This is a genomic window from Lentibacillus sp. (assembly GCF_035301675.1).
GTDB lineage: Bacteria > Bacillota > Bacilli > Bacillales > Amphibacillaceae > Lentibacillus.
The window spans coordinates 1-13616 of the sequence record NZ_DATGTT010000062.1 but is presented as its reverse complement, the minus strand read 5'-3'; the positions used below and the strand labels follow the sequence as shown (position 1 = coordinate 13616).

At 43.6% G+C, this 13616-nt stretch carries 14 protein-coding genes and 12 tRNA genes; 25 read left to right on the top strand and 1 reads right to left on the bottom strand.

Annotation, left to right across the window (positions count from 1 at the left end):
• Window positions 1-53: 53 nt before the first annotated feature.
• The 12 genes from alr to VK097_RS10895 all read left to right on the top strand — a co-directional run bounded on the left by alr (window position 54) and on the right by VK097_RS10895 (window position 9654).
• Complete coding sequence (gene alr / locus VK097_RS10950; protein WP_324211839.1) at window positions 54-1178, top strand: alanine racemase; 1125 nt, start codon at window positions 54-56, stop codon at window positions 1176-1178.
• A gap of 266 nt (window positions 1179-1444) precedes the next feature.
• The gene (locus VK097_RS10945; RefSeq protein ID WP_324211838.1) at window positions 1445-1732 is read left to right on the top strand and encodes a CopG family ribbon-helix-helix protein; all 288 of its coding nucleotides are present in this window, start codon (window positions 1445-1447) and stop codon (window positions 1730-1732) included.
• Between the two features lie 5 nt (window positions 1733-1737).
• Window positions 1738-2097: a type II toxin-antitoxin system PemK/MazF family toxin gene (locus VK097_RS10940; protein ID WP_010529410.1), complete on the top strand. Its 360-nt coding sequence runs from the start codon at window positions 1738-1740 to the stop codon at window positions 2095-2097.
• Between the two features lie 202 nt (window positions 2098-2299).
• Complete coding sequence (locus VK097_RS10935; protein ID WP_324211837.1) at window positions 2300-3169, top strand: RsbT co-antagonist protein RsbRA; 870 nt, start codon at window positions 2300-2302, stop codon at window positions 3167-3169.
• A gap of 4 nt (window positions 3170-3173) precedes the next feature.
• Window positions 3174-3530: an STAS domain-containing protein gene (locus VK097_RS10930; protein WP_324211836.1), complete on the top strand. Its 357-nt coding sequence runs from the start codon at window positions 3174-3176 to the stop codon at window positions 3528-3530.
• A gap of 2 nt (window positions 3531-3532) precedes the next feature.
• Window positions 3533-3934, top strand: coding sequence for an anti-sigma regulatory factor (locus VK097_RS10925; RefSeq protein ID WP_324211835.1), 402 nt, complete (start codon window positions 3533-3535; stop codon window positions 3932-3934).
• Window positions 3935-4139: 205 nt separating this feature from the next.
• On the top strand, window positions 4140-5150 hold the full coding sequence (locus tag VK097_RS10920) for a PP2C family protein-serine/threonine phosphatase (RefSeq protein WP_324211834.1): 1011 nt from the start codon (window positions 4140-4142) through the stop codon (window positions 5148-5150).
• A 79-nt stretch (window positions 5151-5229) separates the two neighbouring features.
• A complete protein-coding gene (locus VK097_RS10915; protein WP_324211833.1) occupies window positions 5230-5562 on the top strand; it encodes an STAS domain-containing protein in 333 nt (110 codons plus the stop codon).
• Window positions 5562-6038, top strand: coding sequence for an anti-sigma B factor RsbW (rsbW, locus tag VK097_RS10910; RefSeq protein ID WP_324211832.1), 477 nt, complete (start codon window positions 5562-5564; stop codon window positions 6036-6038). Before VK097_RS10915 ends, rsbW begins: the two co-directional genes overlap by 1 nt.
• Entirely contained in the window at window positions 6010-6801 is a 792-nt protein-coding gene (gene sigB / locus VK097_RS10905; RefSeq protein WP_324211831.1) for an RNA polymerase sigma factor SigB, read from the top strand. The genes rsbW and sigB overlap by 29 nt, the downstream gene beginning before the upstream one ends.
• Window positions 6798-7394 (top strand): SpoIIE family protein phosphatase, encoded by a 597-nt coding sequence (locus VK097_RS10900; RefSeq protein ID WP_324211830.1) that lies wholly within the window; start codon window positions 6798-6800, stop codon window positions 7392-7394. The genes sigB and VK097_RS10900 overlap by 4 nt, the downstream gene beginning before the upstream one ends.
• A 97-nt stretch (window positions 7395-7491) precedes the next feature.
• Window positions 7492-9654, top strand: coding sequence for a Tex family protein (locus VK097_RS10895; RefSeq protein WP_324211829.1), 2163 nt, complete (start codon window positions 7492-7494; stop codon window positions 9652-9654).
• A 39-nt stretch (window positions 9655-9693) separates the two neighbouring features.
• Here VK097_RS10895 and VK097_RS10890 read toward each other — a convergent pair whose 3' ends face one another.
• Complete coding sequence (locus VK097_RS10890) at window positions 9694-11157, bottom strand: catalase (protein ID WP_324211828.1); 1464 nt, start codon at window positions 11155-11157, stop codon at window positions 9694-9696.
• A gap of 177 nt (window positions 11158-11334) precedes the next feature.
• Between VK097_RS10890 and VK097_RS10885 the strand changes: the two genes are divergently transcribed.
• From VK097_RS10885 to VK097_RS10825, 13 genes are all read left to right on the top strand, one after another.
• Window positions 11335-11799, top strand: a complete 465-nt coding sequence (locus tag VK097_RS10885; RefSeq protein WP_324211827.1) for a SprT family protein — start codon at window positions 11335-11337, stop codon at window positions 11797-11799.
• A gap of 428 nt (window positions 11800-12227) precedes the next feature.
• Window positions 12228-12302, top strand: a tRNA-Asn gene (locus tag VK097_RS10880).
• Window positions 12303-12308: 6 nt separating this feature from the next.
• Window positions 12309-12399: transfer RNA gene (locus VK097_RS10875), tRNA-Ser, on the top strand.
• Window positions 12400-12405: 6 nt separating this feature from the next.
• Window positions 12406-12477, top strand: a tRNA-Glu gene (locus tag VK097_RS10870).
• A gap of 27 nt (window positions 12478-12504) precedes the next feature.
• Window positions 12505-12581 (top strand) — tRNA-Asp (locus VK097_RS10865).
• A 5-nt stretch (window positions 12582-12586) separates the two neighbouring features.
• Window positions 12587-12661: transfer RNA gene (locus tag VK097_RS10860), tRNA-Gln, on the top strand.
• A 96-nt stretch (window positions 12662-12757) separates the two neighbouring features.
• Window positions 12758-12833: transfer RNA gene (locus tag VK097_RS10855), tRNA-Lys, on the top strand.
• Between the two features lie 6 nt (window positions 12834-12839).
• Window positions 12840-12921 (top strand) — tRNA-Leu (locus tag VK097_RS10850).
• A 54-nt stretch (window positions 12922-12975) separates the two neighbouring features.
• Window positions 12976-13059, top strand: a tRNA-Leu gene (locus tag VK097_RS10845).
• Window positions 13060-13126: 67 nt separating this feature from the next.
• Window positions 13127-13203: transfer RNA gene (locus tag VK097_RS10840), tRNA-Arg, on the top strand.
• A gap of 6 nt (window positions 13204-13209) precedes the next feature.
• Window positions 13210-13286 (top strand) — tRNA-Pro (locus tag VK097_RS10835).
• 34 nt (window positions 13287-13320) lie between these two features.
• Window positions 13321-13394, top strand: a tRNA-Gly gene (locus VK097_RS10830).
• A gap of 5 nt (window positions 13395-13399) precedes the next feature.
• Window positions 13400-13473 (top strand) — tRNA-Ile (locus VK097_RS10825).
• Window positions 13474-13616: the final 143 nt, after the last annotated feature.

Here is a 13616-nt window from a genome sequence, read left to right as displayed (position 1 = left end):
ATTTTTGCTTTTTTTCGGTAAAATGTAAGGTAAACGGCAAAGAGGGGATTTCTTTGGGCAATAAAATGTATCGGAGTACGTGGGCTGAAGTGGATCTTGCAGCAATCGGCCATAATATTGATGAAATGCGAAGTAGACTGCCCGGTCACTGTGCTGTTATAGCGGTCGTTAAAGCCGATGCATACGGTCATGGTGCGGTGGAAGTTGCTGAAAAAGCTCTGGCATCGGGGGCGAAGATGCTTGCAGTGGCATTGCTGGAAGAGGCGTTAATGTTGCGTGACGCCAATATTACAGTGCCGATTCTGGTATTCGGACGGATATTACCCGAGGATGTCCCGGCAGCGGTAAACTATGACATTACGTTAACGTGCTTTCAAAAGGAATGGATCCGTGATGTGAACCGGCTGTCACTCCCTTCACCAGTGAAAGTCCATATGAAATGGGATACAGGCATGGGACGTGTAGGGTTGCGGACAGAAGAAGAATTAAAAGAGATCACGGAAGAAATTCGCAGCAGCTCGGGGATTCATTTGACCGGCATTTTCACCCATTTTGCTACGGCTGATGATGCAGGCTTTGATTACTTTGAAATGCAGCACAGCCGGTTTAACCATTTTCTTAAAACGTTTGAATCCATTTGGCATGAACCTGCTGTGGTCCACATTGGCAATAGTGCTGCATCGATACGTTTTCCTGAACGGATGTATGATTATATACGGTTTGGCATATCGATGTACGGCTTATACCCCTCGGATGTGTTAAAAGATGAACATGAGATTGATCTGAAGCCGGCCTTTTCATTGCACAGCAGACTTATCCATGTGAAAAAAATGGATCCGGGTGAGTCCATCAGCTACGGTGCCATTTATACAACGGCAGATGAGGAATATATCGGCACTATTCCGATCGGCTATGCCGATGGCTGGGCCCGTAAACTGCAGGGGGTGGACGTTTTGGTCGACGGAAAAAGGATGCCGGTTGTCGGCCGGATTACGATGGATCAAACGATGATTAAACTTGACAAGGAATATCCTGTGGGTACAAAGGTAACGTTAATAGGAAAACAGGGTGACGACGAAATTGAAGCCGATGAAATCGCAGAAAAATTGGAGACAATCAATTATGAAATTCCGTGTATGATATCTGAGCGCGTTCCAAGAAAGTATAAAACGGATTGAATTGCGACTAAATTATAAACAGTGCCTGTCAAAATTCGTTGGCATAATAACGCTCTGAAACAATATGATAGTAACAGGAGCCGTTTAATGTGTACAGGATAATTCAGCAGAATATATTAGTTTGAAATCAGATAAAATATGCCTGGAAGAAAACAGGCCTTCCAAAAAATAATTCCAAGAAGCCTTTGCAAACCATTCAATACAATGATATTATTGAAAAAGAATTCAATAAAGATCGTCTTACAAGTTGTCGGAGGTGTATGGTTTTGTCAGAGAGCTCACAGGAGATTTCAGTAAGAATACCAAAGAACCTGCTAAACGAGGTGGATGGACTAATGAAGTATGAAAATAGTGACTTAAGTGATTTCATCTGTCAAGCAACGAGAAATTATCTGGAGCAAAAAAAAGAAGAGCATGTCCAGCATTTTCGTGAGTCGATGCAGCAAGGGTATATGGAAATGGCTAATATTAATCTGACAATCGCTTCAGAAGCTTTTCAGGCCGAAGAAGAAGCTGAGAAAAACAACTTACAGCGCTCAGTGATCGGGGTGTAAGGCACTTGATCGTTCAAAGAGGCGAAGTTTATTTCGCCGACTTATCCCCTGTTGTGGGATCAGAGCAAGGCGGTATACGCCCAGTGCTGATTCTGCAAAATGATATCGGTAACCGCTTCAGCCCAACGGTTATTGTTGCTGCTATAACTGCTCAGATTCAGAAGGCCAAGCTCCCGACACATGTCGAGATAAACGCGAAACGGTATGGATTTGACCGTAACTCGGTTATATTGCTGGAACAAATCAGAACGTTGGATAAGCAGCGGTTGACCGACAAAATCACAAAGCTGGATAAGCATATGATGGAAAAGATTGATAAAGCGCTGGAAATCAGTCTTGGACTGAAAGAAATGTATGATCAATAAAGGGTGTCCCCATTTCTGACTGGAAGTAGGGATGCTTTTTTTGTGTGATTAAAAATCCTCCCGCATGTAATCCCCCCGTTTTGAACACACACTTTATCGAATTTTGACTTATTCTATGATAAAATATAAAATTAACAGGAAAAAATAAAATATAATTTTCAAAAAACTATTTATGATTCAGAATAAATAGCAGGAGGAAAATATGGATAGGAATTTCAGAAAAATTGTATTGGATAACAGTGATGTTATCGTCCAAAAGTGGATTGATGAAATTGAGACACTGAAAGGTTTTAATTACACGGATAGTGTTTCAGATGAATTACTTGAAAGTACGAATCGGGAATTTGTCAATATTATTTTCAACAGTATTAAGGATCAGGGAGATACGAAACATCTGAAAGAGTTTTCCGAAAAGCTGATCAACCTGGGCTGGAAAGTGAGTTACATAACAGATGGCCTGCAGGTTTTCCGGCGGGTGACCATGGATTTTATTCTGCAGCAAACCGATCAGATTGATACCGGCTACATTTCTGAGCTGTTTCATAGTGTTGATGAATGGGTTGAACCGCTGATCAGGCAATTGGTTAATGAATATTCGGGGAACTGGGAAAATATCCTGTCCCTGCAGCGCGTGGCACTTCAGGAATTATCCGCCCCGCTTATCCCGGTGATGGATAATATCACCATTATGCCATTGGTCGGAACGATTGATACGGAGCGCGCCAAATTAATTATGGAAAACTTGCTTGATGGGGTAATGAAACATAATTCCGAAGTTGTTTTAATTGATATAACCGGTGTCCCGGTTGTGGACACGATGGTTGCACACCACATTATCCAGGCAGCTGAGGCGGTCCGTCTTGTAGGATCAACGTGTATCCTTGTAGGTATACGCCCTGAAATTGCCCAGACAATCGTGAATCTTGGCATCGATTTAGGTAAATTCCCAACCAAAAGCTCACTGAGAAAAGGATTTATTAAAGCCCTTGAACTGACTGACCGCAAAATTATCGATACGAAAGAGAAGGACAATGCGATTGAACAAATGATTGAGTCGCTTGGCGGGGAGTGATTACATGCGGATACCTATTTTAAAATTACATGATTATTTGCTTATCTCGATTCAGACGGAGATTGATGATAATACGGCAATACAGTTTCAGGAGGATCTGTTGGACAAGATACATCAAACGGGTTCTACAGGTGTTGTCATTGATCTGACATCGGTGGAGATCATTGACTCCTTTATTGCAAAGGTGCTAGGAGATGTTGTGACAATGTCAGATTTGATGGGTGCCAAAGTTGTATTGACCGGTATTCAGCCTGCAGTTGCTGTTACACTGATTGACCTGGGTGTGCACTTGAAGGACGTGCCAACTGCATTAGACTTGGAACAAGGACTGATTAAGCTGCATCAGGAATTGGGGGAATGAGTATGAATCCCAAATCCTGTGTAGAAATTAAACAAGAGTGGGATATTGTTAAAGCACGTCAGCTTGGCAGGGAAAGAGCGCGTGAAATTGGGTTTGGCACGGTGGATCAGGCCCGGCTTGCCACTGCTATATCGGAACTTGCCCGTAATATATATTTATATGCGGACAGGGGAAAGATATGTTTTGAAATTACTGATGAGATGGATCGTAAAGGTTTATGTGTTTTTTCGCTTGATACCGGTCCCGGAATACAAAATATCAGCCGGGTGATGGAGGATGGGTATTCCACATCCGGCGGTCTGGGGGCGGGGCTTCCGGGTGTGAAGCGTCTGGTTGATCAATTTGACATTCAATCAGAAGAAGGGGAAGGGACCGAAATCAGAGTGATGAAATGGCTGAGGTAAAGTGAAATTTCATTCAGTGGGACGCCCTTTCCCACTGAATGTTAGTTGAACAGAATCGGGCATTTATGGACAGTTAACCGTCGTACTTCGGCGGGTTACTGACCGTTAGGGCGGGGTAAAATAGTAAAGAAATCATCAGCAAAAGGGGGGAACGTACGTTGGCGCTCATACCTTTTGCTGTTTTGCCATAAGGGGGACGAGTTGAATGGCGACACTGAATACGGATATCAGCAATTATCGTAATTTATTAAAACATTACATTGAAATACGGGATGAACAATCCCTTTATGGTGCTGAACAACTCAGCAAAGCGTTTATAAAAGACAATATTCCACCTGACGAGATAATCAACCTCCATATCCGGGCAATGTCAGAATTATATCCGGATATACCGGAGTACTTTCAGCATTCCATGAGCTTCTTACTGGAAGTAATGATTTCTTACGGGATTGCTCACCAGGAATACCGTTCACTGAGGGAGGAACAATCGGAACTCAAATCGGAAATCGCTGTGGCGGCGAACATGCAGGATACCTTGCTGACGACGACGAAACCTGACATTGACGGTTTGGATATTGGTGTTATCAGTGTCCCGGCAAACCAAATGAGCGGTGATTATTACCATTTTCTCATGGGTGACGATGATTCGTTAGGAATAGCTGTTGCCGATGTAATTGGAAAAGGGATACCAGCAGCATTATGCATGTCAATGATCAAATACTCCATGGACAGCCTGCCTAAAGCAACTGTAAGCCCAAAAACAATACTGAAAAATTTAAATCGGGTTGTGGAACGAAACGTTGACTCCAGTATGTTCATCACTATGTTTTATGCGCAATTTCTTCCGTATGAAAATAAATTATGGTACGCATCCGCCGGTCATGAGCCAGGTTTTTATTACAGTGCCGAAACACAGACATTTGAAGAAATTAAAGCAAAAGGGCTTGTACTTGGGGTAAGCCCTGATGCCGATTACCGGGAGTATGAACGTACAATCCATAAGGGTGATATGGCCATCCTATTGACAGATGGTGTGACAGAATGCAGACAGGGCGACCGTTTTATAGAAACGGAGGAGGTATTGGAAGTCATCGAGCAATACACAGATTTGCCTGCCCAGGAAATGGTTAATAAAGTTTATAAGCATTTTGAACGAATGCAGGACTTTCAGCTACGTGATGATTTTACGCTGATTGTTATGCGAAAAGAGGTTTAATCGTCATTTATACTGGGAATAAGGCAATGGTAAGTATAAAAAATGACAGGATATAAAAGCTCTATATAGGAGGATGCTCATGAATTTGAAGATTGATGCTGCAGAGGGTAACGAGAAGTCTGTTGTAAAGCTTTCAGGAGAAATCGACGCCTATACTGCGCCAAAGCTGAAAGAAAACTTATTGCCGCTGACGAAAAAAGAAGGGCATCTGACAGAAGTGAATTTGGAAGATGTACATTATATGGACAGTACAGGCCTGGGAATTTTTATCAGTGCGTTAAAATCAACGAAAGAACACAACAGTGAGATGCGTTTGGTTGATTTGCAGGATCGGGTATTACGGTTGTTCCGGATTACAGGTCTTGATGAATTAATTACAATTGATACTGCAATTCGAGGTGGAAATGAATAATGGAAAAATTTGATTTTGTGGAAATGAAAGTGCCCGCCAGACCGGAATATGTTGGGGTGGTCCGTCTCAGTGTTTCAGGTATTGCGAACCGGCAGGGTTTTGCATACGAAGCAATTGAAGATTTGAAAGTAGCGATCTCCGAGGCGATTACAAATGTTGTTGATCACGCCTATTATCAGGAGGACAGCGGTGAAGTAACAATTGGGTTTGGTATATATGATGATCGACTGGAGGTTATGGTATCTGATCAAGGAGACAGCTTTAATCTCAGTGAAATAAAAGGGGGGATTGGACCTTACGAGGGGACAGAGTCTGTTGAAAATTTGTCTGAGGGAGGCTTTGGCCTTTTCCTGATTGATGCATTAATGGATAAAGTAGAAATTAATAACAATCATGGTGTTGTCGTTTTAATGACAAAGTACCTTCATGAAGCAGAGGTGGGTCTTGATGACGACCAAATCTCAACAACCCAATAAGAACCAGGATGAAATATACCAATGTATCGAACACCTCCAGAAAGACCCGGAAAATGAAGCACTCCAGGAAACGATTGTACTGGCTTATACGGATTTGGTTGAATCCATTGCCAGGAAGTATTCAAAAAACAGCAGTATACATGAAGACTTGACCCAAGTGGGAATGATCGGTCTGATTGCCGCCGTCAGACGTTACGATGCTTCATTTGGCAAATCATTTGAGTCATTCGCCATACCGACGATTATCGGTGAAATTAAACGGTTCATCCGTGATAAAACATGGAGTGTCCATGTTCCGCGCCGGATTAAGGAATTAGGTCCGAAAATCAAGAAAGCTGCAGACGAGCTGACAACGGAAAACCAGAACTCACCGACCGTTCCGGAAATTGCAGATCATTTAAATGTGTCCGAGGAAGAAGTGCTTGAAACAATGGAGATGGGTAAAAGCTATAAAGCCCTGTCCGTAGACAGAAAAATTGAAGCCGATTCTGAAGGCAGTACCGTTGCCATTTTGGATCTGGTCGGCAACAGTGACAGCGGATATGACAATGTCGATCAGCGGATGCTGCTGGAAAAAATACTCCCTGTCCTTTCCGAGCGCGAACAGGAGATTTTGCGATCCACTTATTTTGAACACATGAGTCAGAAAGAAACAGGCGAAAAACTCGGGATTTCTCAGATGCATGTTTCAAGACTGCAGCGTCGCTCATTACGGAAACTCCGCGAGGCATTACAGAATGAAAGTACGGAGATTCTGGATTGAGGAACAACAAAGTAGAAACAGCTGTCTTTCAAAAAGCAAAGAAGAATCAATATTGCTGTGGTGACAGTTATTTCTACACTGAAACCGAAAATGAATATATATGTGCACTTGCGGATGGTTTAGGCAGCGGCGAATTTGCAAAAGAATCTTCTGAGATTGTGATCAGTATTATACGGGATAATATTGATGCAAATGTCGAGCAGCTTATTAAAAAATGTAATCAGAAACTGTCGGGAAAGCGCGGAGCAGTCATCGGTATCTTGAGAATCGATTTCCGGACACATCAATACTCGTTTTCATCGATTGGAAATATCGGTGTTTTAACCATTAATGCGAACGGAGAGAAAAAGCGTAATATTCCAAACGCCGGTTATCTCGCCGGCTACCACCGGCCTTTTAAAATTATGACGGGTGGACTTGAGCACGCCGCGCGTTTTATTTTATTTTCTGATGGTGTCACTGATAATGATTTATCACAGCGGTTTCTATTGAACAAAGATGTGCATCAGGTTGTTCAAACGTTTGCCGATTATACAGATGGCGTAACAAGGACGGATGATACAACATTAATTGCGATAAGTTATCGTGGTTAGGATCGGCTTGGAAGGCCGGTCTTTTTTTCTTTCGCGGCTTTTTGGTAGAATGAAGATGGTAGATAGAGGATTGTCAGCTGAATGAGGAGGAACGAATGTGACCACTGAATTGGAACAATGGGTAGCAAACGAAGCAGACGTAAAGGCTGCTACTGTGAAAAAAGTAATCGCACTAATGGATGAAGGCAACACGGTGCCATTTATTGCACGTTACCGGAAAGAAGCGACAGGCGGACTGGATGAGGTTCAGATCAAATTGATTCACGATAAGTGGCAATATGCTGTGAATCTGGCCGAACGGAAAGAAGAAGTCATCCGGCTGATTGATGAGCAGGGAAAGCTCACCGAAGAATTGAAACATGACATCACAATGGCCACACAATTGCAGCGTGTGGAAGATTTATACCGGCCATACAAACAAAAACGCCGGACAAGAGCTGCAAAGGCGAAGGAAAAAGGACTCGAACCCTTAGCTGCACGTGTATGGGAACAGGATATAAGTAATATCTCCATTGAAGCAGCAAACTTCTTATCAGAGGAACACGAATTAAATTCAATCGATGAGGTGCTTAAAGGTGTTAATGATATTATAGCTGAATGGATTTCGGACGATCCGGAACATCGTGATTACATCCGCGGTGAGACATTTAAGCGCGGCATGGTCCATGCAGAAGGCAAAGACACAGATAAGGATGAAAAAGGGATCTATGAAATGTATTATGCATATGACGAGGCCGTCCGCTCATTGGTCTCCCATCGTATTTTAGCTTTAAACCGCGGCGAAAAAGAGAATGTGCTGAAAGTTTCGGTTGAACCGCCGACTGAGCGCATACTAGAATATTTGCAGCGCAAAGTCATCACAAACAAAGCTAATCAGGAAACGGCCGGGATACTCCGGGATGCGATTGAAGACAGCCTCAAGCGTTTGGTTCAGCCTGCTGTTGAACGGGAAATCCGAAGCAGCTTAACGGAAAAAGCAGAAGAGCAGTCGATTGAAGTATTCTCCAAGAATCTGAAGAACCTCCTGCTTCAGCCCCCATTAAAAGGAAAAATGGTGCTTGGTGTGGACCCGGCATACCGGACAGGCTGCAAACTGGCTGCCGTTGATGAAACAGGCAAAGTCCATAAAGTGGATGTTATGTATCCCACGCCACCAAAGAAAGATACAGCTGGTGCCGAGCGAATCGTTCTGGAGTTTATCAAACAGTTTAATGTTGAGTTGATTGCCATTGGAAACGGGACTGCCTCAAGGGAGACTGAACAATTCCTATCCGATGTAATCGGCAAACACTCATTGGATATTCCTTATATCATTGTCAACGAAGCTGGTGCGAGTGTATATTCCGCATCCAAACTGGCACGGGAGGAATTCCCTGACCTCCAGGTAGAGGAACGCAGTGCTGCATCGATTGCCAGAAGAGTGCAGGACCCATTGGCTGAATTCGTAAAAATTGATCCGAAATCGATTGGTGTCGGGCAGTACCAGCATGATGTCAGCCAGAAGGCATTGAATGAATCCCTGACATTTGTAGTGGAAACTGCCGTCAACCAGGTTGGTGTCAATGTTAATACAGCCTCGCCTTCATTATTGCAGTATGTCGCCGGCCTAAGCAAAACGGTTGCAAATAATATCGTGAAAAAACGGAATGAAGATGGAAAGTTCATAAACCGGAACCAGCTTAAGAAGATTCCGCGGCTGGGTGATAAGACCTATGAGCAGGGAATCGGTTTTCTCCGCGTAGTCGATGGCGAAAATCCGCTCGATCGAACCCCAATCCATCCTGAAAGCTATGGACAGGTCGAAAAGCTGCTGAAAATGGTTGGATTTGATATGGGGGATGTCGGAAGCGATAAACTTCGTGAAAAACTGGACACCGTGAATGTAAAAGGTATGACGGATGAATTGGAGATTGGTGAACCGACTTTAAGAGATATTATTGCAGCATTGAGCCGGCCTGAGCGGGATCCGCGAGACGATTTGCCAAAGCCGCTCCTGAAACAAAATGTTTTATCGTTGGAAGATTTGCAGCCGGGCATGGAAATGCAGGGCACCGTCCGCAATGTTGTCGATTTCGGTGTTTTTGTAGATATTGGCGTCAAACAGGATGGATTGGTTCATATCTCTAAAATGTCCCATAAATTTGTCAAACACCCGATGGATGTCTCTTCAGTGGGTGATGTTGTCACGGTATGGGTAGAAAACGTCGATATCGATAAAGGAAGGGTTGCACTTTCGATGATTGAAAGTAAAAAAAGCTGATGATCTTATGTGATCATCAGCTTTTTTCTTTATATACGATTACTTAACACTTGCTGGAACGGATAAGCCTAATTCTTCAGCAACCCGCTCTCCCCAATCAGGGTCAGCTTTATAGAAATGCTCGATTTGCCGCAGTTTAATGTCATCACGTGTAACCGACCGCATATGATCGGCAAAGTTTTTCACAAGACGGGATCTCTCATCTTCACTCATCAGACGATAAAGATCACCCGGCTGTGTATAATGATCTTGACTGTCATACGCTACGCTGTCAGCAAAACCGTCTGTTGAAAACGGACTGATTTTTGATGCTGGATCTTCAACTGGTCCATCCACACTGTTTGGCTCATAGACCGGTTTTCCGCCACCATTGCCGTTAACAGACATATAGCCATCACGCTGATAATGGTTGACGTCTACCTTTGGACGGTTAACCGGAATCTGCTGGTGGTTAACGCCTAAGCGATAGCGCTGTGTATCAGAATAACTGAACAGACGGCCTTGCAGCATTTTATCTGGTGATGTTTCAATTCCGGGAACCAGATTTGCTGGTGAAAGGGCGGATTGCTCAACATCAGCAAAGTGATTCTCAGGATTGCGGTTCAACACCATTTTTCCAACTTCGATACGCGGATAATCTTTTTGTGATACTGTTTTGGTAACATCAAAAATATCCCATTTATACGTCTTATAATCTTCATAAGGAATGATCTGAACGTATAGTGTCCAAGAAGGGCAGTCACCATTTTCAATGGCATTGAACAAATCTTCCCTATGATAATCAGGCTGTTCTCCGGCAAGCTGGTCGGCTACGTCAACATCCAGACCTTTAACACCCTGATCACTGATGAAGTGGTATTTTACCCAGAATGCTTCACCTTGATCATTTACCCATTTATAAGTATGGCTGCCGTAACCATTCATATGACGGAAAGTTGCAGGAATTCCCCGGTCACCGTGCAAGTATGTGATCTGATGGAGTGATTCCGGTGATAATGACCAGAAATCCCAGACCGCATCTTTATCTTTCAATCCTGTACGTGGATTGCGCTTTTGTGTATGGATAAAATCAGGGAACTTAATGGCATCACGAATAAAGAAAAGCGGTGTATTGTTGCCCACCAGGTCATAGTTTCCTTCATCGGTATAGAATTTCAAAGCGAAGCCGCGCGGGTCCCTTACTGTATCAGCAGATCCCAGTTCGCCGGCGACAGTTGAAAAACGTGCAAACATTTCTGTGCGTTTTCCTTTTTCACTAAGGAAATCAGCTTTGGTGTATTTGGAAATCTCATCGTTTGTTACTTCGAAATACCCGAATGCGCCTGCACCTTTAGCATGAACAACGCGTTCAGGAATACGCTCTCTATCAAAATGAGCCATTTTTTCCAAAAAGTGAACATCTTGAATTAAAGTCGGACCTCTTTCGCCTGCAGTGATCGAATTCTGATTATCGCCGACAGGAGCGCCGGAAGCCGTCGTCATTCTTTTCCTTTCGTTACTCACTATCTAAACACCTCTCCTTAAATGAAATGTTTTGTACACTTTCTATTATAATAGAAATCTATCAAAAATCAATGTTTATTTAAAATTATTGTAAATAAGCGGGCTGATAAAATGTTCATTTAACATTCCTTAATGCTATGGTAGAATATTATTGATTAGCCTGTGAGGATGATATTCATGAGTCTGCTGGATAAAAAAGAACTGAATGAGGTTGTGCATGATATATCAATAAAATTTTTCGGGAAACCGTTTCATGATAAAGCAATCTACAATCACCGGCTCAGAACAACTGGCGGACGCTATGTTCCCGCTAGGCGAACGATCGAAATGAACCCCAAATATACGTCTGAATTTGATGAAGAAGAAATTATCGGTATTATTAAACATGAACTTTGTCATTACCACCTTCATATAGAAGGAAAAGGTTATAAACACGGTGACAAAGATTTCAAGAACCTTCTAAGGATGACCGGGTCACCCAGGCATTGTTCGCCGCTGCCATCAACTGAAAACCGCTACAAGCATACTTACAGATGTAAAAAATGCGGTCATATATACAGGCGTGTCCGCAGAGTGAACCTTGCCAAATACCGCTGCGGAAAATGCCGTGGGGAATTGGTTAAGGATAATGAAGAAGGCTGAAAATGCTTTGTCTATGAAATGGCTGACAGGAATGTTGACGAAATATGTTCCACATGTTAAATTAATTAAGCCTTAATAAACGAGGGGAACAAGCGGAAATTTTAAAGCGAATCCTTTTAAAACTTTTTGCAAATGATATTGACATTAAAGGTTATCTATTGTAATATATTTTTCGTCGCAGTTAATCTCCAGTTTTATTATGTGATGTGGATTGCATAGTGCGCATCACTCAATTGTTATGCGTCAGGTTAGACGGAATTATGCGTTTTACAGGAGTTTTCTGTTCACTTCAGATTATGCTGGCGCAGGCGTCATTGAACAAACTTCTATGTGCAGGTATGCGAGGAGTGCAGCATCATCGAATAATCTTGTAGCGCGACGAGCATAAAACATATGATTGTAATACCTTGATATTCACTTTAGATTATTCCACAGTAGCTCAGTGGTAGAGCAATCGGCTGTTAACCGATCGGTCGCAGGTTCGAATCCTGCCTGTGGAGCCATTATACGGAGAAGTACTCAAGTGGCTGAAGAGGCGCCCCTGCTAAGGGTGTAGGTCGTGTAAACGGCGCGAGGGTTCAAATCCCTCCTTCTCCGCCATATCATGGCCCGTTGGTCAAGTGGTTAAGACACCGCCCTTTCACGGCGGTAACACGGGTTCGAATCCCGTACGGGTCATTGTTTATTTTTTAACCAAAGCGGTTGGGTCCGGTAGTTCAGCTGGTTAGAATGCCTGCCTGTCACGCAGGAGGTCGCGGGTTCGAGTCCCGTCCGGACCGCCATTCGTTGGGCTATAGCCAAGCGGTAAGGCATCGGGTTTTGATCCCGTGATTCGCTGGTTCGAATCCAGCTAGCCCAGCCATTTTCTGTGCAAGAATTTGATTCGGGCAATAAATATGAACGTCATTTTCCTGTACATGATTTTCGCCAGGTGAAAAAATCCTTTATAACTCAACATGAGCCATTAGCTCAGTCGGCAGAGCATCTGACTTTTAATCAGAGGGTCGGAGGTTCGAATCCTCCATGGCTCACCACTCTTTGCGGATGTGGCGGAATTGGCAGACGCGCTAGACCCAGGATCTAGTGTCTTGCGACGTGGGGGTTCGACTCCCTCCATCCGCATTTTCATTAATTAAATTGCTGTGGTGTTCACGGCAATATATTTTGCTCAAATATGCGGTCGTGGCGGAATGGCAGACGCGCTAGGTTGAGGGCCTAGTGGGAGTTTATCCCGTGGAGGTTCAAGTCCTCTCGACCGCATTTAAATTATTGACAAACCGTTGAATTCTTGGTATATTGGTGGACGTCGCTTTAAGACGACCCTGAAGCGCCCGTAGCTCAATTGGATAGAGCGTCTGACTACGGATCAGAAGGTTAGGGGTTCGACTCCTCTCGGGCGCGCCATTCTAACGGGAAGTAGCTCAGCTTGGCAGAGCACATGGTTTGGGACCATGGGGTCGCAGGTTCAAATCCTGTCTTCCCGACCATCGAAAATTTATTAAGTTATCTATCTGACTCTTTGCGGGTGTAGTTTAGTGGTAAAACCTCAGCCTTCCAAGCTGATGTCGTGGGTTCGATTCCCATCACCCGCTCCATTCAAGGGCCTGTAGCTCAGTCGGTCAGAGCGCACGCCTGATAAGCGTGAGGTCGGTGGTTCGAGTCCACCCAGGCCCACTTTGCTCCTTGAAAACTGAACAAAACAACCAGTATGACAAAGATGTCAGAGGTAAGAGGTCGGATGTCAGAATCTGTTTTTGACGGAAGACCAATGAAACCCTGTATCAATTTGAAAGCAAGCCATGAAAGAGATTGATCGG